Here is a 19,318-nt window from a genome sequence, read left to right on the forward strand (position 1 = left end):
CACCATTCGTAACCGCCCCCCAGTACCTGGAGGTCTCGTGTCCGTCGCACTCCGGCAGGTCAAAGCCAACGGTGTCGAACTCAACGTGGCCCTGGCCGGCGAGGGCCCGGCCGTTCTGCTGCTCCACGGCTTCCCGCACACCTGGCAGCTGTGGACCCATGTCCTGGACGGGCTCGCCGGGCGGTACCGAGTCATCGCACCGGACCTGCGCGGATGCGGCGCGAGCGCGCGCACGGCGGACGGCTACGACGCCGGTACGCTCGCGGCCGATGCCGAAGCCCTCCTCGACGCCCTCGGAGAGACCTCGGCCGCCGTGGTCGGCATCGACGCGGGCACCCCGCCGGCCTTCCTGCTCGCCATGCGCCGCCCCGACCTCGTCCGGCGACTCGTCGTCATGGAGTCACTGGTGGGCAGGCTGCCGGGCGCCGAGGAGTTCCTCGCCCACGGTGCGCCGTGGTGGTTCGGCTTCCACGCGGAATCCGGCCTCGCGAAACCCGGCCTCGCGGAATCCGTCCTGACCGGGCACGAGGACCGGTACATCGACTGGTTCCTCGACGCGGGCACCCTCGGGCAGGGGGTGGATCCCGCCGTCCGTGACGCCTTCGTCCACGCGTACACCGGGACCGAGGCCCTGCGCTGCGCCTTCTCGTACTACCGGGCCCTGCCCGAAAGTTCCCGGCAGATCCAGGACGCCGTCCGTACGGCCCGGCTGACCGTGCCCACCATGGCCATCGGCGCCCACCCCGTGGGCAGCGCGCTCGAACAACAACTGCGGCCGGTGACCGACCACTTGATCGGCCACGTCATCGAGAACTGCGGGCACATCATCCCGCTGCACCGCCCGGACCGGCTTCTCGGTCTGCTGGAGCCGTTCCTTGCCCCGGCGGGGTCAAGGGGTCAGCTTCAGCATCATGGCCGGCGGCAGTGACGGGTTGGCCGCGGCCGCCTCCGCCACGCGGCCCTCGGCGTCGCTGAGCAGTTCGACGATGACCGGTACGGGCAGGGACGGGTGGGCGGCGGCCACCGGTCGCGCCTGTCGGTCGGTCAGGCAGGCGAGCAGGGCCGGCGCCGTCGCGTTGCGATGGCGGGCCACCTCGCGGAACGCCTTCGGGACCGGTGGGTCGTGTCTCGTCACGTACTCCAGGAGGGACGGCGACGCGTCCGGGTTCGTCGCCACCTTGGCCAGCACCCGGACTCCGTGACGGTCGATCATGTCGCGCAGCCGGGCCTCGGAGAGGCCGGGGTGAGGGGCGATGGACTTGAGCACCTTCGCGTCGGTGTCGGCGGCCAGCGCGTCGCGTGTCCCGGGCGGCAGATCACGTCGTGCGGCCAGGAGCATCCGTACGGCCGGGTCGGGAGACTCGGCCAGGTTCTCGACCTCGGCAGGGGTGGCGGCGGCGATCCGTGGCAGCAGGGTCGCGCCGATCTTGGCGGTGCCCGCCAGGGAGGTGAGCAGATCCAGTGGCACACGGGGATTGTGGGCCAGGCTGCGCCGCACGTCGGGGCTCACGTCGGTGGCCAGCGCGCGCAGGTGGGTGGCGTCGACCGCGGGGTTCTCGGCGAGGTCGCCCCGTATGCCGGGCAGCGGGTCGTCGGCCAGCCGTCCCCATACCTCCGGGGGCAGATCGGGGCGGCCGGCGAGCGACCAGCGCAGCAGCGCCGAGGAATGGCCGGCGAAGCCCGCGGCGGCCCGGGCGGGAGTGGCCGGGTTGCTCAGTGCCTGCCGCCACATGTCGTGCACGGTGGACTCGTGGGAACCGGTGCAGAACGCGCCCGGCGGCAGGTCGTCGGGCGGGTGCGGGTGCGGGTGCAGGTGCGGATGCGGATGCGGGCGAGCGTGAGCGGCCGGAGTCCGCTCCCGGTCGCAGACCAGACAGCGCCGCGCCGGAGGCAGCCCGTCCCCGGTCAGCAGCATCTCCAGTACGGCCGGCGGTGTCGCCTCGTTGGCCGCCACCGCGCGGCGGACCTCCGCATGCGGGTGTCGCGCGAGCCGGGCGGCCATGTCCGGCGTGGTCCACAGCGCGAGCTCGGCCACCACCGCGATCTCTGAGTCGGCGGCGAGCGTGTCCGTCACATCGGGGGGAAGGTCCGGGCAGGCGGCCAGCTTCGCGCGGCGCTCGATGACCGGATCCGTCGCGAAGCGGCGCGCCCACTCCGGGAGGCCGGCCCTCGTGTCGAGCAGGGCGAGCGCGGCCTGCGGCCGGGCCACGGGGTCGATGTCGGCGGACGTCAGCCGTCCCTCGTACGCGAGGTGTACGGCGGTGTCCTCGTCGCGGGCGGCCAGCGCGAGTACCTGGGCGCGGCCGAGGCCCGGGCGGGCGGCGAGTTCCGCGGCGATCTCGTCGTCGGCGACCGTGATCAGCCGGTCGACCAGCTCGGAGGGGAGGGCCGGGTTGGCGGCGAGCCCGCACAGGATGTGGTTCACGGGGGCACATCCTGCCCGGGGCGGGCGGGAAGCGCCCGTGGATTTCTTTCCGGTTCCATTGGCTCCCCGTATCACCAGAAATTGCTCAGCCCAGTAATTTGCTCAGCCCAGACTGTGCAGTTTGAACTGGACAGTCTGAACTGAAGGTCCTAGCGTGGGGGCATGGACGACAGCAGGGATGACACCGAAGGTGTCGACGGCGTCTCCGGGTCCGCCGCCCGTGCCGCGCGGGATCTGCGGGTCGCGTTCAACCGGCTGCGGCGGCGGATTCGGGAAGTCGCCGAGACGGAGGGTGAGGCGCAGGACCTCACGCCCTCCCAGGTGTCCGCGCTCACGCTGGTGAGCAAGAGCGGCGCCGCGACGGCCAGTGGACTTGCGGCCTCCGAGGGGGTGCGCCCGCAGTCGATGGCCGCCACGCTCGCCGCGCTCGACCAGTACGGGCTGATCGAGCGCAACCCCGACCCCGGGGACGGCCGGCGGCAGCTCGTCACGCTCACCGAGGCGGGGCGCGAGCGCATCGAGGGCACCCGGCAGGCTCGTGCGGAGTGGCTGGCCCGGGCCTTCGAGGACCGCTGCACGGAGGCCGAGCGGCAGACCGTCATCGAGGCCATGGCCGTACTGGACCGGCTCACCCGGCCGTGATGCCCAAGATATCCGGGCTTGCTCGCTCCGACCGGGCCTCGCGCCCCCGCCCCGCGGACTCCTTCGACCGGCGGCTGATCGCCCCGATGGTCCTGGGGTCGGTGCTGAACCCCATCAACTCCGCCATGATCGCGGTGGCGTTGGTGCCGATCGGGGCCGCGCTCGGGGCACCGCCCGCGCAGACGGCCTGGCTGGTCACGGGGCTCTACCTGGCCACCGCCGTGGGGCAGCCCGTCATCGGACGGCTCGTGGACACGTACGGACCTCGTCGTCTCTATCTCATCGGGACGGCGCTCGTGGGGATCGCCGGGCTGCTCGGCGCCCTCGCTCCGAGCCTCGGCGCGCTGGTCGCCGCCCGGGTGCTGCTAGGAGTCGGCACCTCCGCCGCCTACCCCGCCTCGATGAGCCTCACCCGCAGTGAGGCCGAGCGCACCGGGCGGGACAGCCCGGCCGGAGTGCTGACCGCGCTCGCCGTCTCCGCCCAGACCGTCTCCGTCGTCGGCCCCACCCTGGGCGGACTGCTGATCGGCGTGGGCGGCTGGCGCACCATCTTCCTCGTCAACGTGCCGCTGTCGGGGGCCTGTCTGGTCCTCGGTGTGCTGCGGCTGCCGAAGAGCCCGGGCGGGCGGCGGGAGAGGCGGAGCGTCGATCCGCTCGGCATGGCGCTGTTCGCCGGCCTGCTCGCCGCCCTCATGTTCTTCCTGATGGAACCGCGGGCCGACCACTGGTGGCTGCTCGTCCTCGCCGTCGGCGCGGCAACGGCCTTCGCCCTGCGGGAGGTTCGCGTCGCGGAGCCGTTCATCGACCTGCGGGTGCTCGGCGGCAACGTCCCCATGCTGGCGACCTTCCTGCGTCAATTCCTCAGCTTCACGACGGCGTACGCGTTCCTGTACGGCTTCACGCAGTGGCTGGAGGAGGGGCGGGACCTGTCCGCCGCCACCGCCGGACTCGTACTGCTGCCCCTGTCGCTCAGCGCGCTGGCCGTCTCCGCCGTCACCGGGCGCCGCGAGGCGATCCGGGGCAAGCTCGTCGTGGGCAGTCTGGTGCAGATCGCCGGCTGTGCCGCGCTGTTGGGCGCGAACTCCGGCAGTGCGATCTGGCTGCTCGGCGCCGTCGGGATCGTCATGGGCATCCCGCAGGGCCTCAACGGCCTCGCCAACCAGAACGCCCTCTACCGGCAGGCCGACCCCGCCCGCATGGGCTCCGCGGCCGGACTCCTGCGCACCTTCATGTACCTCGGCGCGATGGTCGCCTCCGCCGCCGACGCGGCCGTCTTCCCCCATGGCGCCGACACCGGGGGCCTGCACGACCTGGCCCTCTTCATGCTCGCCGGAGCCACGCTGCTCCTGGCGGTGACCCTGCTCGACCGATCCCTGCGCACCCTCGCGCCCTCCACCCCCCGAAAGGCCTGACCATGGCTGTCACCACGCTCGACCCGAAGACCGCGCTCGTCGTGATCGACCTGCAGAACGGCATCGCCGGAAACCCGGGCCTCGCCCCGCACCCGGCCGCCGAGGTCGTGGAGCGGGCGGCCCGGCTCGCGGACGCGTTCCGCGAGCAGAGCCTCCCCGTCGTCCTCGTCCGGGTCACCGCCGCCGCCGACGGCGCGGACGGCGTCCCCGGGCGCATCGACGGCCCCGCCCGCGCCCCCCGTGTCTGGCCGGAGGGCTGGGACGTCCTCGTCGACGAGCTCGCCGGTCACCCGGAGGACATCGTCGTCACCAAGCGGAACTGGGGCGCGTTCTACGGCACCGACCTCGACCTGCAGCTGCGTCGCCGCGGGATCACCCAGATCGTGGTGGTCGGCATCGCCACCAGCATCGGCGTCGAGTCCAGCGCCCGCGCCGCCCACGAGCACGGCTACCACGTCACCCTGGCCACCGACGCGATGTCCGACATCGACGCCGAGACCCACCGCAACAGCGTCGAGCGGATCTTCCCGCGTCTCGGTGAGACGGGCACGACGGACGAGATCCTGGAAGTGCTGGCCAAGAGCCACGCCTGAGCCGCGCGTCGGGTGAACCGTAGTCGGGGTGAACCGTAGTCAGGGTGAGCCGTAGTCGGGCTCAGTGGCGGCGGTTGCCCTCCAGCTCCTCCAGCTCCTCCAACTCCCGCACCAGCCCCCGCGCCACCGGCACGGCCACCCCGTGCCGGTCCGCGGCCCGCAGCAACGCGCCGCCGATCGCGTCCAGTTCCAGCGGACGGCCCGCCTCGGCGTCGCGCTGCATGGAGGACTTGGTGTCCGGCGGGAAGGCGTCGTAGCGGGCGAGGGCCACGGCCGGGTCCGCCGGGGCGCCGCACGCCCGGCTGACGGCGGCCGTCTCCGCCACCAGGGCCGTCAACTCCTCGCGGTGGCTCGTACGGACCTCGCCCAGCGGTACCCCGTAACGGGTCGTCAGGAGCGCGAACGGTGCGAGGAACGACATCTTCGCCCACAGCGTCGCCGCCTCGTCGTCCAGCACGCGGACGGTGGGGCCGGCCGCCGCCAACACCCCGGCGAGCGCGTCCAGTCGGCCGCGCGGCACGCTCTCGCCGGTCAGGTCGATCTCGGCGAAGGGGCTGCCGTGTTCGATGACCCCGGGGGCGGTCCGGGTCGACTCGACGCGGATGACGGCGGGGGCGACACGGGCGGCGCCGTAGCGGGCGCGCAGCGTCGCGGGGTGTTCGACACCGTTCAGGAACGGGACCAGCAGGCCGTCCCCGAGCACGTCCGGCCGTACCCGCTCCAGGGCCGCGTCGAGCGCCGTGTGCTTGACGGTGATCAGGCAGGCGTCGACCGGTTCGCGCAGTTCGGTGTCGGCCTCCACGGCCGCGGTGAAGTCCCCGAACCGGCCGCTGCGGACGCGGATGCCGTCCGTGCGCAGCGCCCGCGCCGTTTCGTCCCCGGCCAGACAGATCACCCGGTGTCCGGCCCGGGCCACCAGCGCCGCCAGCAGTCCGCCGACGCCGCCCGGGCCCAGTACCGCCACGGTCGACCGTTCCTGAGACCGTTCGTCGGCCCGTTCCTTCGACTGGTCCTTCGTCATGGCTGTTCGATCCTCTCGTCGGTCGGCCCCGGAAGGTGGCCGCCTCGACGTAGATCATCCCGCTACGGCAACAGGACCGACGCCCCGGGTTCCCACAGGTGTGCGCGAGACTGGACGCATGTGCCGCAGCATCAAGACACTCCGCCCGCCCGTGCTCCCCGAAGAGGCCACCGAGGAGGAGATCCGGGCCGCCGCCCTCCAGTACGTCCGCAAGGTGTCCGGATTCCGCGCCCCGGCCGCCCACAACCGTGAGGTGTTCGACCGCGCGGTCGAGGCGATCGCCGCCGCCACGGCCGAACTGCTGGACGGCCTGGAGGTACGGGGAGCCGCTCAGCCGCAGCGCGCCGGATAGCGCCTCACGCGCCCGCAGGTCCGCGTATCCGCAGGTCCGCGTATCCGCAGGTCCGCGTGTCCGCGTGTCCGCGTGTCCGCTGGTTCGTGGGTCAGGCGCCGGTGCCCGACTCCTGGGGTTCGGGACGGCGCATCAGGTACGCCGCGCCCGCCCCCGCGCCGAACAGTGCCAGGAACGACACCCCGGTCGCGAACCAGCTCGCGCCCAGCCACTGGCCGCCGAAGTAGCCGAGGGCGACGCTGTAGGCGGCCCAGGCCAGGCCCGCCACGATCGACCACGGCAGGAACTCGCGGACCCGGCGGTGGGCCGCGCCCGCGCCGAGCGAGACGACCGAGCGTCCGGCGGGCGCGAAGCGGGCGAGGACGACCAGTGCGCCCCGGGCGCCGCCGCCGCGCGCGAGGACCGCGCCGAGACGTTCCTGTGCGCTGGACAGCCGGCGCGAGCGGGCTATGGCCCGGTCCAGACGTTCGCCGCCGCGCCAGGCCAGCCGGTAGGCCACCAGGTCGCCGAGGACCGAGGCGGTGGCCGCGGAGAGGGTGAGCGCCATGATGTTGGGCACCGCCTGCCCGACGGCGGCCCCCGCGGAGCCCGCCGCCGCTGCCGTGGCCGCCGTGATGACGAGGACGCCGCTCGGCAGGACCGGCAGGAAGACGTCCAGCAGGACCGAGACGGCCACCGCCGCGTAGATCCATGGGCTGCCCGTCAGCGGCCCCACACTCTCCAACACCGAAACTCCCCTGTACTCCCCCGTTGGCACGACCTCGCCGCTACGTCGCGGGGGAGCGGCAGGCGGCCTGTGACAGCCATACAGCGTACGCGGCGGGTGTGACAGGAGGGTCACTGGGGGTTCATGTGCTCCTCACGGCGGGAGCGAGTAGGGGAGGGGCGAAGTCAGGGCGGGGACGAGTATCGGAGGAGTGGGACAGCGATGGTGGCAGGGATGATCGCCGGCGCCCTGGCGTCGGCCGTACTGACGGTGGGTGGCGGCGCGGGAGCGGACGGCTACTGGATGACGACGGACGCGCGGTTCGCGCCGCCCGGCGCCTTCGTTCCGTCGGCGGCGCTGACGTACGACATGCGGGTCGTTCCGGCGGCCGGCTGGATCGAGGTGAGCCAGCTGATGGACGAGCGAGGCGCCACGACCGTACGGCTGCGGGTGACCGGAGTGAGGGCGGGCCACGCGTTCGGGGCGCGGGTGCACCAGAAGTCCTGCGCCGCCGATCCGGCCGCGGCGGGCGGGGTCTACCAGCACCTCGCGGACCCGGCTCACGCTGATCCGGACAACGAGGTGTGGCTGGACTTCACCGCCGACGAGAACGGGACGGGTGAGGCGAGGAGCCGGCACGACTGGGGCTTCAGGCCGGGCGGGGCCGGTTCGGTCGTGCTCTACGACGGGCCGGGCGCGGGAGGCGCGCGGCTGGCGTGCTTCACCGTCCCGTTCGGATGGGTCGCCGGGACCGCCTGAGCGAGGGCCGTACGGGACGGCCTGAGAGAGCGCGGTACGGGACGGCGCCCACCTCCGGGTGAGGGAGGTGGGCGCCGTCCCGGGTTGCGGCCGGGTGGCGGCCGGGTCAGGCCGCGACGGGCTCCGAGGCACGCTCGTCCGCACGGGACGCGGCCGTGCGCCCGGCGAAGAGACGGTCGAGGCCGAGCGCGCCGGAGCCGGTGAAGACCAGCAGCAGCATGGTCCAGCAGAACAGCACGGAGAGCTCGCCGCCGTTCTGGATCGGCCACAGGGCCATCGACTGGTGCACGTCGAAGTACGCGTACGCCATCGAGCCCGACGCGATGAACGCCGCGCCGCGGGTGCCGAGGCCCAGCAGCACCAGGGCACCGCCGACGAGCTGGATCACGGCCGCGTACCAGCCCGGCCAGGTGCCGGACGGGATGGAGCCGCCGTCGGTGCCGGCCGCGCCGCCGAGGACACCGAAGAGCGAGGCGGCGCCGTGCACGGCGAAGAGCAGGCCTATGACGATGCGGAACAGGCCGATGGCGTACGGCTGAGCGCTGTTGAGGCGGTTGGTCATGTGGGGGACTCCTTCGGTCTGGTCCGGTCCGTGGGGAACCGGATCCTGGGGGCGGAACCGAGTGAGTCACCAACGTTAGGTGAACCTAATCAATGCTTGCAAGTTCAACATTTAGCCATGCTCCGGGTTCCGCTTGAGCTTCCGTTTCCGCTGTCGCCGCACGTAGCGCGGCCCGCGCCACCGTGTCGGCGTCCGAAAGCGTGACCGAATCCACCCCTGGCCGGGCCCCGGCCGCGGTCACCCAGTGCACGCCCTCCGTAGGCACCCCGAAGGCGAACCGCCGTGCGTGCGCACGACCTTGACGGTCAATCAGACGGTAGGGGCGCGGTGTTACGTCCAGCCCTCCGGTTTCGTAACCGTCGCTCGTGTGCGGGCGGCACCCGCCCGTCCTCAGCAGCCGGGTGAGCAGCTCGTCGCCCGTCCGCCTGAGGTCCGGTTCCGGCAGCCGCGCCTCTATCAGCGTCGTCGCGCGCACGGTCGAACCCGGCACGTCGGGGGAGTGCGCGACCCACGCCCCGTCCTCGGCCCGCACCTCCAGCCGGGGGCCCAGGACGTCCAGGACACCCGCCTCGATCAGCGCGGCCATCTCCTCGACGCGGCGGCGGGGCGGCCCGATGGAGAGGAAGGCGTTGAGCGGTGTGTACCAGCGGTCCAGGTGGTCACGCCGCGAGCCGCCCGGCAGGCCCCCGTGGTCCACGATCCGCCGCACCTCGTTGCGCAGGTCGCGCAGTACGTCCAGGGCGGCCTTCAGGGGACCGTCGACGTTCCCGAGCGCGGCCTGCTCGGCGTCCTCGCGCAGATGCGCCAGCAGCCAGGAGCGCCAGGCGCCGGGCGTGGCGAAGTCGCGGCCGGCGTACGGGCGCGAAACGCGGTCCCAGCACCAGCGCTCGCCCTCCAGGACGCCGAACTCGTCCAGGACGCGGGCCTCTTGAGGGCTCCGGTGCGGGGCGGCGAGGAAACGGTCCCTGAACTCCAGCAGCCTCGGACGCTCCCACCGCCCGGCGCACACCCCCTCGTAGTAGACCGTCTCCACCTCCTTCGCGATCAACGGCCATATCTCGCCCAGGAAGTCCGGCGCCTCACCGGAGTCGGCGCGCTTGCGGAAGCCGGCGATGGCCTCGTCGGTGAGGACGAGGGGGAGGTGGCGGCCGTAGGGCCCCTTCGCGTTGTCGCCGCGGGCCTGGTACGGGACACCGCGGCGCGAGCCCGCGTACAGACGGGGCTCGCGGCCGGAGGGGAGGTAGCGCAGGCCCTCGGCGGTGCGGGTGAAACGGCCGCCGCGGCCCGTCGTGAGCAGGGCCATGTGGTCGAAGAAGTTGAGACCGAGGCCGCGCAGCAGGACCGGCTCGCCGGGAGTGGGTACGGCGGCGGAGAGGTCGACGTCCGCCGGGTTGGCGGGCGGGATGTGGCGCAGGCCGTGCCGTTCGGCGTACGCCGTGAGGTCGCGTTGGGCACGGTCCGGGGCCGCCGGCAGATGGCCCTGGGCGAGGACGACCGCGGACAGCTCCGGCAGTGCGCGCCCGTTGTCGAGGGTGAGGGTCTGGCGGCCGTCGGGGTCGTCGTCGAGCCGTACCGCGCGCGCCGGGTGCACCTCGACGCGCACTCCGGGCGGCGCCGCGCGCACCACCTCGGCGAACACCCACTCCAGGTAGCGGCCGTAGTGCGCGCGGGTCGGGTAGTCGTCCGGGCCCAGTTCGCCACCCGCCCAGGTGTGCAGGCTCGGCCCGGGGCGGACCGGGCCCGAGCAGTCCACGCTGTCGTCGGTGAAGAGGGTCACCTGCGAGGCCACGGTGTTCATCAGCAGATGCGGCGACTGCGCCGTGCGCCAGACGCGGCCGGGGCCGGGCGGCGACGGGTCGACCATGTGGACCGTCAGCCGTGCTCCGGGCGGGAGCAGCTCCGGCGCGGAGGCGCACAGGCGTTCAAGGACGCTGGTGCCCCGCGGTCCCGCGCCGACGACGGCGAGGGACACATCGACGGCAGGGGTGGTCCCGGAGGGCGCGGCGCTCACTGCAGACAAAGGTGTGACTCCCGGGCATGGAGGGCGCATGACGGCGAACCGCCTGCTGGGGGCTCCACGGGAAGGCCCCCTGGAAGCGGACGGTCCGCCTCATCATGCCGTCGGCGAGAACCCGAACCGAGCCCCGGGCGGGAGGATCGCCGCCCGCTGTGGGATGCGTCACGGGTACCTCACGCGGCCCTCACGCACCTCTCGCACAGCTATCACGCTTGCTTCACAAGCGTGTTGTGAACGACAGGGGACGGCAGAGGACGACAAGGGGCGGCAGAGGACGACAGCGCATGACCGTGCACGACGGTGCACGACCGTGGACGTTCACGAAGCGATCTCGGACTCCATGACCGTCCGCAGCCGGGCGGCGCCCCCGCCCTTCCCTGCCCGCGCCTGCTCCAGCCGCAGCCGGGCCGAACGTCCGTGCAGGGTCAGGGTCATGAGCTGGTTCCCGAACCAAGGGCCGCCCGTCTTGCGCCAGTCGACGGGCGGCCGGTCGCACTTGCCGTGCCGGGCGAACCGGCGGCCGATCGCCCGGCCGACCGCGCTCCACCCGAAGCGGAAGCCGAGCCGTATGGACAGGGGGATGGAGTTGTGGACGGGGGAGCAGGTCAGCTGGAGGACGCGGGCGTCGGGGGAGCGGGGGGAGGGCGTTCCGGGGGTCGCGGAAGGCCACTGGGGCTCGGCGATGTAGGCGTGGTGGACGTCTCCGGACAGCACGGACACCGTCGCCGGGGCGTCCGGCCCGGAACCGGCCTCGGCGATCAGCTCCGCGAGCGCGGCGAAGGACGCGGGGAAGGCCGCCCAGTGCTCGAGGTCGGCCCGGCGGCGCAGCTTCTCCCCGAACCGGGCCCAGCGCGCGCCCCGTTCACCCCGGCACAGAGCGGCGTCCCATGCCTCGGCCTCGTGCACGAGGTGGGGGAGCAGCCAGGGCAGTGAGGTGCCGATCAGGAGGTGGTCGCAGGAGCCCGGCGCGTCCAGCGCCTGCTCGCGCAGCCACCGCTCCTCGCCCGCGTCCAGCATCGCCCGCTGGTCCTCGGCCAGCACGCGGGCCGCCCGGGTGTCCACCATCAGCAGCCGTACGCGGCCGAAGTCGCGGCGGTAGCTCCAGCGGACGGAGGCCGGGTCGGCGTCGGACTGGGCGGCGAAGGCGCTCAGCACGTCGGTGCCGTCGGGGGTCTCGCGGACGGCGGCGTACAGGGCGTCCTCGGCGAGTTCGCGCGGGGAGAGGTTGCCGAGGTGCTGGTGGACCCAGTACGACATCAGTCCGCTCAGCAGCCGCTCGCGCCACCACGCCGTGGCCCGCATGTCGGCGAGCCAGGAGGCGCTGGTGTTCCAGTCGTCGATGACGTCGTGGTCGTCGAAGATCATGCAGCTCGGCACGGTCGACAGCAGCCAGCGCACTTCCGGGTCGAGCCAGGATTCGTAGTAGAGGCGGGTGTACTCCTCGTAGTCCGCGACCTGGTCGCCCGGGGGGTCCGCGAGGTTGCGGCGGGCGGCGAGCCAGCGCTGGGTGGCCTTCGAGGTCTCGTCGGCGTACACCTGGTCGCCCAACAGGACCAGGACGTCCGGCCGTTCGCTCTCGGGCTCGCCCGCGATACGGGCCGCCAGCGTGTCCAGCGCGTCGGGCCCGACCGGGTCCTTCTCGCCGGCGGGCGGCGCGGCCCAGCGGCAGGAGCCGAAGGTGACACGGACGGCGTCCTCCTCGCCCCGGCTGCGGACGACGGAGGGCGGGAAGGGGGAGCCGGGCAGCGGCCAGACATCGACGCCGTCCAGCAGCACCTCGTAGGTGGTGTCCGTGCCCGGGGTCAGACCGCTCACCGGCACCAACGCGTAGTGGTGACCCGCGACTTGGAAGGTGCGGGCCGAGCCGCGGGCGCCGTCGGCGCAGCGCACCTCGGCGGTGCACGGACGGCTCGCCTCGACCCAGAAGGTCGCGGACGAGCCGTCGACGTACCTCAACAGCGGTCCCAGGCGCAGCTCCGCCAAGGTGATCACCCCTCTCCGTCGCCCCGTACGGTACGGAACGACGGAGATGAGCGGGGAGGTTCCGGGAACTGCGCCGGTTTCCGTGGGGGGAGGGGACCGGTGGGGATCCGTGGGGGGAGAGGTGCGGGGATCGGTGCGGGGATCAGCAGCCGCTGAGGACCGAGCTGAGCTTGCTCTTCTCCGCCGAGTCGACCTTGAGGTTGTAGTAGTACTTCACCTGGACCCAGGCGCGGACGTAGGTGCAGGCGTAGGAGCTGAGCGGGGGCATCCACTCGGCCGGGTCCTGGTCGCTCTTCTGCTGGTTCACGTTGTCCGTGACGGCGATGAGCTGCGGACGGGTCACGTCGTTGGCGAAGGCCTGGCGCTGGGCGGTGGTCCAGGCGCTGGCGCCGGAGTCCCAGGCCTCGGCGAGCGGGACGAGGTGGTCGATGTCGAGGTCGGAGGCGGCGGTCCAGGTGGCGCCGTCGTAGACCGAGTACCAGGTGCCGCTGGTGGCGGTGCAGGCGGAGTTGGTGACGACGTTCGAACCGTCGCGCTTGAGGACGTACTCACGGGTGTTGCAGGTGCCGCTGATGGTGATCCAGGTGGGGAAGAGATCACGGTCGTAGCCGGTGCGGTTCTCCGTCGCCACGGTGAGCGAGGCGAGGTAGGTGCGCGCGGTGGCGGCGCTGACCGGGGTGGGGAGCGCGGCGGAGGCGGCCGGGCCGTTGAAAATCCCGACCATGGCTATCAGGCCGGTGAAGGCTGCGAGTATGCTCAGCCGTCGACGCGCGTAGACCTTTGGCATGCGAACTCCCTTGAGGTGGGGGGACGTTGGGGCGAGCGGGCCCATGCTCGCGGTGGCGCATTTCCGGAAGGTGTGAGACAGGTAAGAAGCTAGTGACGTGGGCATGACATGCCAAGAGGTTCGGGGTAATCGGTTTCTGTGGATCGGGGAAGGCGGGCTCCGAGGGTGCGGCGGTGTGGCCGGTCCGAGGGGCTCGGGACCTTTGGCCCTGTCCGGCTCGTTTCGTCATCCCGTACGATGGGTGGCGCAGAAGGGGAGTAGCTCTTCGCCGGACCGTCGACATACTGCTCAGCTCGTCTGAGCCGGCGCCCGGAGGCAGACCGTCACGGTCGGCCAGCGAGACCTTCGGCAGAGCAGTGCACTGTCCGCGCGTACGTCCTCGTGCGGGCGCCGATGTGTGCTGCCGTGCCGAGGTGTCGCGTAGCAGTCACAGCACTCTCGGTGGGGCAGCCCCGACCGATTGAGGGATTTTGATCAGCATCACCGTGATGGCGCTCGTCTTCGGCGTCGTCTTCCTCGCCGAGCTGCCGGACAAGACCGCGCTCGCCGGGCTCGTCCTCGGCACCCGCTACCGCGCCTCGTACGTCTTCGTGGGCGTCGCCGCCGCCTTCGCCGTGCATGTCGCGCTCGCCGTCGCCGCGGGCAGTGTGCTGACCCTGCTGCCGCAGCAGATCGTGCACGCGATCACGGGTGTGCTGTTCCTCGCCGGTGCCGCCGTGCTGCTCCTGAAGAAGGGCGAGGACGAGGAGGAGATCCGCGATCCCGCGAACCAGAGCTTCTGGAAGGTCTCGGGGGCGGGCTTCATGCTCATCCTGGTCGCCGAGTTCGGTGACCTCACGCAGATCATGACGGCGAACCTCGCGGCCCGGTACGACGACCCGCTCTCGGTCGGTCTCGGTGCGGTGCTCGCGCTCTGGGCGGTGGCCGGACTCGGCATCGTCGGCGGCAAGGCCCTGATGAAGCGGGTTCCGCTGGAGCTCATCACCAAGGTCGCGGCCGTGCTGATGCTGGCGCTGGGGGTCTGGAGTCTGTACGAGGCGGTGGCGGCCTGAGCCACTGGTGCCCCGCTCGTCGGGGTGTTGTCGAGGGGTCCGACGCTCGTCCTGGTCGGAGGTGGTGGCGCCGATCCCTCTCGTTTTGTATCGTAGAGAAACAAAGTGGCTCCCGTCCGCACTCCCTGACCGGCGGGCGGGGCCGCCTTGTCCCCGGGGGACCCGGTGCTGATCCAATGGACGCCCCCGGCCCCTTCCCCCATGCTCTGGAGCCTGCCGATGACGGCCACCACCGTTCTGACCGCCCGCGCCCTCCTGCTCGACATGGACGGCACCCTCGTCAACTCGGACGCCGTGGTCGAGCGCTGCTGGCGCCGTTGGGCCGAGCGGCACGGGCTGGACGGGGACGAGGTCATGAAGGTCGTCCACGGGCGGCAGGGGTACGCGTCGATGGCGGTGCTGCTGCCGAACCGGCCCATGGAGCAGAACTACGCCGACAACGCGCGCATGCTCGCCGAGGAGACCGCGGACATGGACGGGGTCGTCGCGATTCCGGGTGCCGCGGAGTTTCTCGCCTCGCTGGACGGGGTGCCGCATGCCCTTGTCACCTCCGCGGATGTGGGGCTGTCCACGGCGCGGATGGCTGCCGCCGGGCTGGGGTTGCCGGATGTGCGGGTCACCGCGGAGTCCGTCGGTGCGAGCAAGCCTGATCCCGAGGGTTTTCTGAAGGGTGCTGCCGAGTTGGGTGTGGCGCCTGAGGAGTGTGTGGTTTTCGAGGACTCGGGGGCCGGGATTTCTGCGGGGCGGGCTGCCGGGATGCGGGTGGTGGGGGTGGGGCCCCGGGCCGGCTTTCATCGGCCGGATGTCGTCGTGCGTGATCTGACGCAGGTGCGGGTGGAGGTTGTCGGGGGCGGGACGATACGCCTGCACATCGCCTGACACCCGTTTTCCTCGCCCCCGCCGCCCCTACCCGTCCCATCCGCACCTGGGGGCTCCGCCCCCAGACCCCCGGGTGGGTTCGTCGGCTGCGGGCCGGTGGGGGCCGATCGCGCAGTTCCCCGCGCCCCTGGGGGCCGGGGCTGCGCCCCAGGCTCCCCATCGGCCTCAACGGCCTCGTCGATGCGCGGCGGCACTCTCAAAGGGCGCGGGGGATGCGGGGCGAAGCCCCCGCCTCAGGGGCGCGGGGAACTGCGCGAGCAACCCCCGCCGGGCCGCAGCCGAAGAACCCGCCGAACCCCTACGGCGTCCGCGTCTCGCCCTCGAGGCTCGTCCGCGTCGCCGCCCCGTACACCCCGGACTTGTCGCCCGTGATGCCACGGGCCCACTGGTAGCGGCGTACCGCGTCCTCGACCTGACCGGAGTACGTGCCGTCGGCCTTGCCGGTGTAGAGGGACAACTGGCGCAGGCGCAGTTGGAGTTCGGTGACCTCGGGGCCCTGGTCGCCACGGCGCAGGGTCTGGGCGGGCTGATCGCCCGTGGAGCCCTGGCCCGGAGCCAGGGAGGCGGCCGTGGTGGGCGTGGGTGTGGGTGTAGGTGACTGCGAGGGGGTGGGCGGCTGCGATCGCGTCGCCGACGCCGACGCTGATGCCGAGCGTGATGGACTTCCGCTGGGTGATGGGGGTGCCGTGGTCATGGGGGATGCGGCGCTCTCGGGGGCCGACCCCGAGCCCGATCGCGGCGACGGGGACGGCGGCGTCGACGTCGGCGTCGGTGACGGGTCCGGGACGCTGGCCCGTACGTCGTCCGGCAGCGCCCTGTCCCGCGCGGGGGCGTCGTACGAGAACAGCCCGCTCGCGAACCCCGCCGCCGCCACGACCGCCACCGCGGCCCCGGTCACGGCCAGCAGGGCCGTACGCCGTCGGCGCCGGGGAGGTTCCTCCGCGAGGGGGAGTGGGGGTGGGTATGGGGGCTCGTTCCCGGGGTCGACGTGTCGTACGGGGGTGAGGGCCTCCGACGGCACCGTACGCAGGCGCATGGTGGCGGGGGAGGGGGCGGACTCGTTCGCTGTCAGGTCCACGTACGGGCGGATGCGCAGGGGATCGAAGTCCTCCGCCGCTGCCGCCTCCGCGGTGCGCGCGTCGCGCAGGGCGTCGGACGCGCGCCGGGTGCAGGCGCAGGACGGGGTGCCGTCCGGCGTCCGGGGCGCGGCGCACTCGGGGCAGACATGCCCGTTCGGTTCAGTCACGCGTTGGGTCCCTCCCCCTGAGACTCGCCCCCTCGGAACTCCCGAGGTTAGTCACATCCACCACACCTTCTCCCAGGAGCCCCCGGAATCCCGCCTTCCGCACCCGTTACAAGCTTCAACAGGCCATAACCCGCCATACCGACCACCATGGAGGGTGACCGAGACCCCAGGGGCTCATGGGAGGTCCGCATGACGGGCGAGACACCCGGTGATGTGCACGACCCGGACGCACCGCCGCACGACCCCCCGTACGGTGTGAACGAGTCGGCCGTGCGGAGGCGCTCGGCGGCCGCCGTCGACGCCAAGGAGGCGCCGGTGCACGGCAGCGTCGTCGTCTCGATCGGCGCGCTGCTGCTCGGCATGCTGCTGGCCGCCCTCGACCAGACGATCGTGTCGACCGCGCTGCCCACCATCGTCAGCGACCTGGGCGGGCTCGAACATCTGTCGTGGGTGGTCACCGCGTATCTGCTCGCGTCGACCGCGGCCACTCCGCTGTGGGGCAAACTCGGCGATCAGTATGGCCGGAAGAAGCTGTTCCAGGCCGCGATCGTGATCTTCCTCGTCGGGTCCGCATTGTGCGGAATGGCGCAGAACATGGGCGAGTTGATCGGCTTCCGGGCCCTTCAGGGCCTCGGTGGCGGTGGGCTCATCGTGCTGTCCATGGCGATCGTCGGCGACATCGTCTCGCCGCGCGAACGGGGCAAGTACCAGGGGCTGTTCGGGGCCGTCTTCGGTGCGACGAGCGTGCTCGGGCCACTGCTCGGCGGGCTGTTCACCGAGCACCTCAGCTGGCGCTGGGTCTTCTACGTCAACCTGCCGGTCGGCGTGGTCGCGCTCATCGTGATCGCGGCGGTCCTGCACATCCCGAGGAAGTCCGCCCAGCACGTCATCGACTACCTCGGCACGTTCCTCATCGCCGCGGTCGCCACCTGTCTCGTTCTCGTGGCCTCGCTCGGCGGTAGCACCTGGGGGTGGAGCTCGCCGCAGATCATCGGTCTCGCGGTGCTCGGTGTCCTGCTCGCCGTGGCCTTCGTGGCGGTGGAGCAGCGGGCGGCCGAACCCGTCCTGCCCCTGAGGCTCTTCCGCGTCCGCACCTTCTCCCTCTCCGCCGTCATCAGCTTCATCGTTGGTTTCGCGATGTTCGGCGCGATGACCTATCTGCCGACCTTCCTCCAGGTCGTCCGGGGCGTGAGCCCCACCCTGTCCGGCGTGTACATGCTGCCCATGGTGTTCGGGCTGCTGCTGTCCTCGACCGTCTCCGGGCAGATCGTCAGCCGTACCGGACGCTGGAAGGTCTTCCCCATCGCGGGCACCGGTGTCACGGCGATCGGTCTGCTCCTGCTCCACAAGCTCGACGAGCACAGCAGCACCGGCGAGATGAGTGTGTACTTCCTCGTCTTCGGCCTGGGCCTCGGCCTGGTCATGCAGGTCCTGGTCCTGATCGTGCAGAACGCGGTCTCGTACGAGGATCTGGGCGTCGCCACCTCCGGCGCCACCTTCTTCCGCTCCATCGGCGCCTCGTTCGGCGTGGCCATCTTCGGCTCCGTCTTCGCGAGCCGCCTCGGCGACAACCTGGTGGCGGTGCTGAGCGGAAGGCAACTGCCCGTCGGCATCACGCCGAACAGTCTCAAGGCCGACCCGAAGGGCATCGCCGACCTGCCGTCCGCGCTCCGCCAGCCCGTCCTGCACGCGTACGCCTCGTCGATCACCGACGTCTTCCTGTACGCCGCCCCGGTCGCCCTGCTCGGCTTCGTCCTGGCCTGGTTCCTGCGCGAGGACAAGCTGCGGGGTTCGGTCACGGCACCCGACATCACCGAGACGCTCGCCACCAATCCGGTGGAGCGGTCGTCGTACGACGAGGTGTGCCGCGCGCTGTCCGTGCTCGGCACCCGGGAGGGGCAGCGGGAGATCTACGAGAAGATCACCGAGCGGGCCGGGTACGACCTGCTGCCCGCCGCGAGCTGGCTGCTGCTGCGGATCAAGAAGTACGGCTGGGCGGAGCCCGCGCTGCTGGCCGAGCGCAGCACCGTACCGCTGCCCGTCGTACTGGCCGCGGCCCGGCAGCTGGAGGAGCGCCGCCTCGCCGCCCGCGAAGGGCTCGACCTCGTCCTCACGGACGAAGGCCGCGAGGTCGCCGGGAAGCTGGCCAAGGCCCGTGAGGAGTCCTTGGCGGAGCTGCTCGGCGACTGGTGGGGCCCGGACCGCCCGACCGATCTGACCAAGCTGGTCAAGGAGCTGAACGGCGAGCTGTGCGGGTCCGACGCGGAGCGGCCGCACGACGGGACGGTGCCGCGTACGCATCCGCGCGGGACACCGGCGTGAGTCCTCCGTCGGACTTCAGGGCGTCAGCTTCTTCGTGAACCAGTGGTCGGCGTAGGTCTCGTCGTTGTGCGGCTCGGTCTCCTCGTAGCCGTGCCGCGCGTACAGGGCGCGTGCCTCCACCAGGTCGCCCCGGGTGTCGAGGATCAGCCGCTCGGCGCCGAGGCCGCGCGCCGCCTCCTCGGCCGCGTCGAGCAGCAGCGTGGCGCCGCCCCTGCCGCGCACTTCCTCGCGCACGAACACGCGCTTCAGCTCACCCGTCGTGGCGTCGAGCATCCGCACCCCGGCCATGCCGCCGGGGTCGCCGCCGTACCGCGCGACCAGCAGCACCCCGCCGGGTGCCTGGAACTCGGCACCCGGGGTCGCCGCGATCTCCCGCTCCAGTTCCTCGGGGTCGGTCGGGTGCCCCTCGTGCAGCAGGTACCAGCGGTCGCTGACCTCCGTGTAGTACGCGCGCCACAGCGCGGCGGCGACGGACGAGTCGAAGGGCTCGGGGGCGATGGTCCAGGTCATGCCGGTCATTGTCGGGAGGCGCGGCCCCCGGTTCGCAAGCGGATTTCGGC

18 protein-coding genes are annotated in these 19,318 nt (G+C 72.3%); 9 read left to right on the top strand and 9 right to left on the bottom strand.

The window, feature by feature from the left end:
• The first annotated feature begins 37 nt into the window (after positions 1–37).
• Positions 38–928, top strand: coding sequence for an alpha/beta hydrolase (locus tag KVT44_RS01840; protein ID WP_308313889.1), 891 nt, complete (start codon positions 38–40; stop codon positions 926–928).
• On the opposite strand, the gene KVT44_RS01845 is transcribed toward KVT44_RS01840, so the two are convergent.
• Positions 890–2,425: a hypothetical protein gene (locus tag KVT44_RS01845; protein WP_217565812.1), complete on the bottom strand. Its 1,536-nt coding sequence runs from the start codon at positions 2,423–2,425 to the stop codon at positions 890–892. The two genes, KVT44_RS01840 and KVT44_RS01845, sit on opposite strands and share 39 nt — an antisense overlap.
• Before the next feature lie 162 nt (positions 2,426–2,587).
• Between KVT44_RS01845 and KVT44_RS01850 the strand changes: the two genes are divergently transcribed.
• Genes KVT44_RS01850 through KVT44_RS01860 form a run of 3 tightly spaced genes read left to right on the top strand, consistent with a single transcriptional unit; the run spans position 2,588 to position 5,072 of the window.
• The gene (locus KVT44_RS01850; RefSeq protein WP_217565813.1) at positions 2,588–3,067 is read left to right on the top strand and encodes a MarR family winged helix-turn-helix transcriptional regulator; all 480 of its coding nucleotides are present in this window, start codon (positions 2,588–2,590) and stop codon (positions 3,065–3,067) included.
• Entirely contained in the window at positions 3,067–4,479 is a 1,413-nt protein-coding gene (locus KVT44_RS01855; RefSeq protein WP_217565814.1) for an MFS transporter, read from the top strand. The genes KVT44_RS01850 and KVT44_RS01855 overlap by 1 nt, the downstream gene beginning before the upstream one ends.
• 2 nt (positions 4,480–4,481) lie before the next feature.
• Complete coding sequence (locus KVT44_RS01860; RefSeq protein ID WP_217565815.1) at positions 4,482–5,072, top strand: hydrolase; 591 nt, start codon at positions 4,482–4,484, stop codon at positions 5,070–5,072.
• 61 nt (positions 5,073–5,133) lie between these two features.
• Here KVT44_RS01860 and KVT44_RS01865 read toward each other — a convergent pair whose 3' ends face one another.
• Positions 5,134–6,093, bottom strand: a complete 960-nt coding sequence (locus KVT44_RS01865; RefSeq protein ID WP_217565816.1) for a ketopantoate reductase family protein — start codon at positions 6,091–6,093, stop codon at positions 5,134–5,136.
• Between the two features lie 118 nt (positions 6,094–6,211).
• Here KVT44_RS01865 and KVT44_RS01870 point away from each other — a divergent pair, with 118 nt between their 5' ends.
• Positions 6,212–6,445, top strand: a complete 234-nt coding sequence (locus KVT44_RS01870) for a DUF2277 domain-containing protein (RefSeq protein ID WP_054230973.1) — start codon at positions 6,212–6,214, stop codon at positions 6,443–6,445.
• Between the two features lie 91 nt (positions 6,446–6,536).
• On the opposite strand, the gene KVT44_RS01875 is transcribed toward KVT44_RS01870, so the two are convergent.
• Positions 6,537–7,172 carry a DedA family protein gene (locus KVT44_RS01875; protein WP_099922913.1) on the bottom strand — a complete coding sequence of 212 codons (636 nt, stop codon included), beginning with the start codon at positions 7,170–7,172 and terminating at the stop codon, positions 6,537–6,539.
• Between the two features lie 201 nt (positions 7,173–7,373).
• On the opposite strand from KVT44_RS01875, the gene KVT44_RS01880 reads away from it, so the two are divergent.
• Complete coding sequence (locus KVT44_RS01880; protein ID WP_217565817.1) at positions 7,374–7,910, top strand: superoxide dismutase family protein; 537 nt, start codon at positions 7,374–7,376, stop codon at positions 7,908–7,910.
• Between the two features lie 106 nt (positions 7,911–8,016).
• Here the strand turns inward: KVT44_RS01880 and KVT44_RS01885 are convergent, their stop codons facing one another.
• From KVT44_RS01885 to KVT44_RS01900, 4 genes are all read right to left on the bottom strand, one after another.
• A complete protein-coding gene (locus KVT44_RS01885; protein WP_217565818.1) occupies positions 8,017–8,472 on the bottom strand; it encodes a DoxX family protein in 456 nt (151 codons plus the stop codon).
• 85 nt (positions 8,473–8,557) lie between these two features.
• The gene (locus KVT44_RS01890; RefSeq protein ID WP_217565819.1) at positions 8,558–10,522 is read right to left on the bottom strand and encodes an FAD/NAD(P)-binding protein; all 1,965 of its coding nucleotides are present in this window, start codon (positions 10,520–10,522) and stop codon (positions 8,558–8,560) included.
• A gap of 285 nt (positions 10,523–10,807) precedes the next feature.
• Entirely contained in the window at positions 10,808–12,472 is a 1,665-nt protein-coding gene (locus tag KVT44_RS01895; RefSeq protein ID WP_217565957.1) for an alkaline phosphatase D family protein, read from the bottom strand.
• 142 nt (positions 12,473–12,614) lie between these two features.
• Entirely contained in the window at positions 12,615–13,259 is a 645-nt protein-coding gene (locus KVT44_RS01900) for an HNH endonuclease family protein (RefSeq protein ID WP_217565820.1), read from the bottom strand.
• A 470-nt stretch (positions 13,260–13,729) separates the two neighbouring features.
• Here KVT44_RS01900 and KVT44_RS01905 point away from each other — a divergent pair, with 470 nt between their 5' ends.
• Both KVT44_RS01905 and KVT44_RS01910 read left to right on the top strand, forming a co-directional pair.
• Positions 13,730–14,311 carry a TMEM165/GDT1 family protein gene (locus tag KVT44_RS01905; RefSeq protein WP_190168646.1) on the top strand — a complete coding sequence of 194 codons (582 nt, stop codon included), beginning with the start codon at positions 13,730–13,732 and terminating at the stop codon, positions 14,309–14,311.
• A gap of 219 nt (positions 14,312–14,530) precedes the next feature.
• On the top strand, positions 14,531–15,190 hold the full coding sequence (locus KVT44_RS01910; protein WP_217565821.1) for an HAD family hydrolase: 660 nt from the start codon (positions 14,531–14,533) through the stop codon (positions 15,188–15,190).
• A 298-nt stretch (positions 15,191–15,488) separates the two neighbouring features.
• Here the strand turns inward: KVT44_RS01910 and KVT44_RS01915 are convergent, their stop codons facing one another.
• Positions 15,489–16,436: a peptidoglycan-binding protein gene (locus KVT44_RS01915; RefSeq protein WP_217565822.1), complete on the bottom strand. Its 948-nt coding sequence runs from the start codon at positions 16,434–16,436 to the stop codon at positions 15,489–15,491.
• A 189-nt stretch (positions 16,437–16,625) separates the two neighbouring features.
• On the opposite strand from KVT44_RS01915, the gene KVT44_RS01920 reads away from it, so the two are divergent.
• Complete coding sequence (locus KVT44_RS01920; RefSeq protein WP_217565823.1) at positions 16,626–18,758, top strand: MDR family MFS transporter; 2,133 nt, start codon at positions 16,626–16,628, stop codon at positions 18,756–18,758.
• Between the two features lie 15 nt (positions 18,759–18,773).
• Here KVT44_RS01920 and KVT44_RS01925 read toward each other — a convergent pair whose 3' ends face one another.
• Positions 18,774–19,277: a GNAT family N-acetyltransferase gene (locus KVT44_RS01925; RefSeq protein WP_217565824.1), complete on the bottom strand. Its 504-nt coding sequence runs from the start codon at positions 19,275–19,277 to the stop codon at positions 18,774–18,776.
• Between the last annotated feature and the right edge of the window lie 41 nt (positions 19,278–19,318).

It is taken from the genome of Streptomyces sp. GbtcB7 (genome assembly GCF_019091445.1).
GTDB classification, from domain to species: Bacteria; Actinomycetota; Actinomycetes; order Streptomycetales; family Streptomycetaceae; genus Streptomyces; species Streptomyces mirabilis.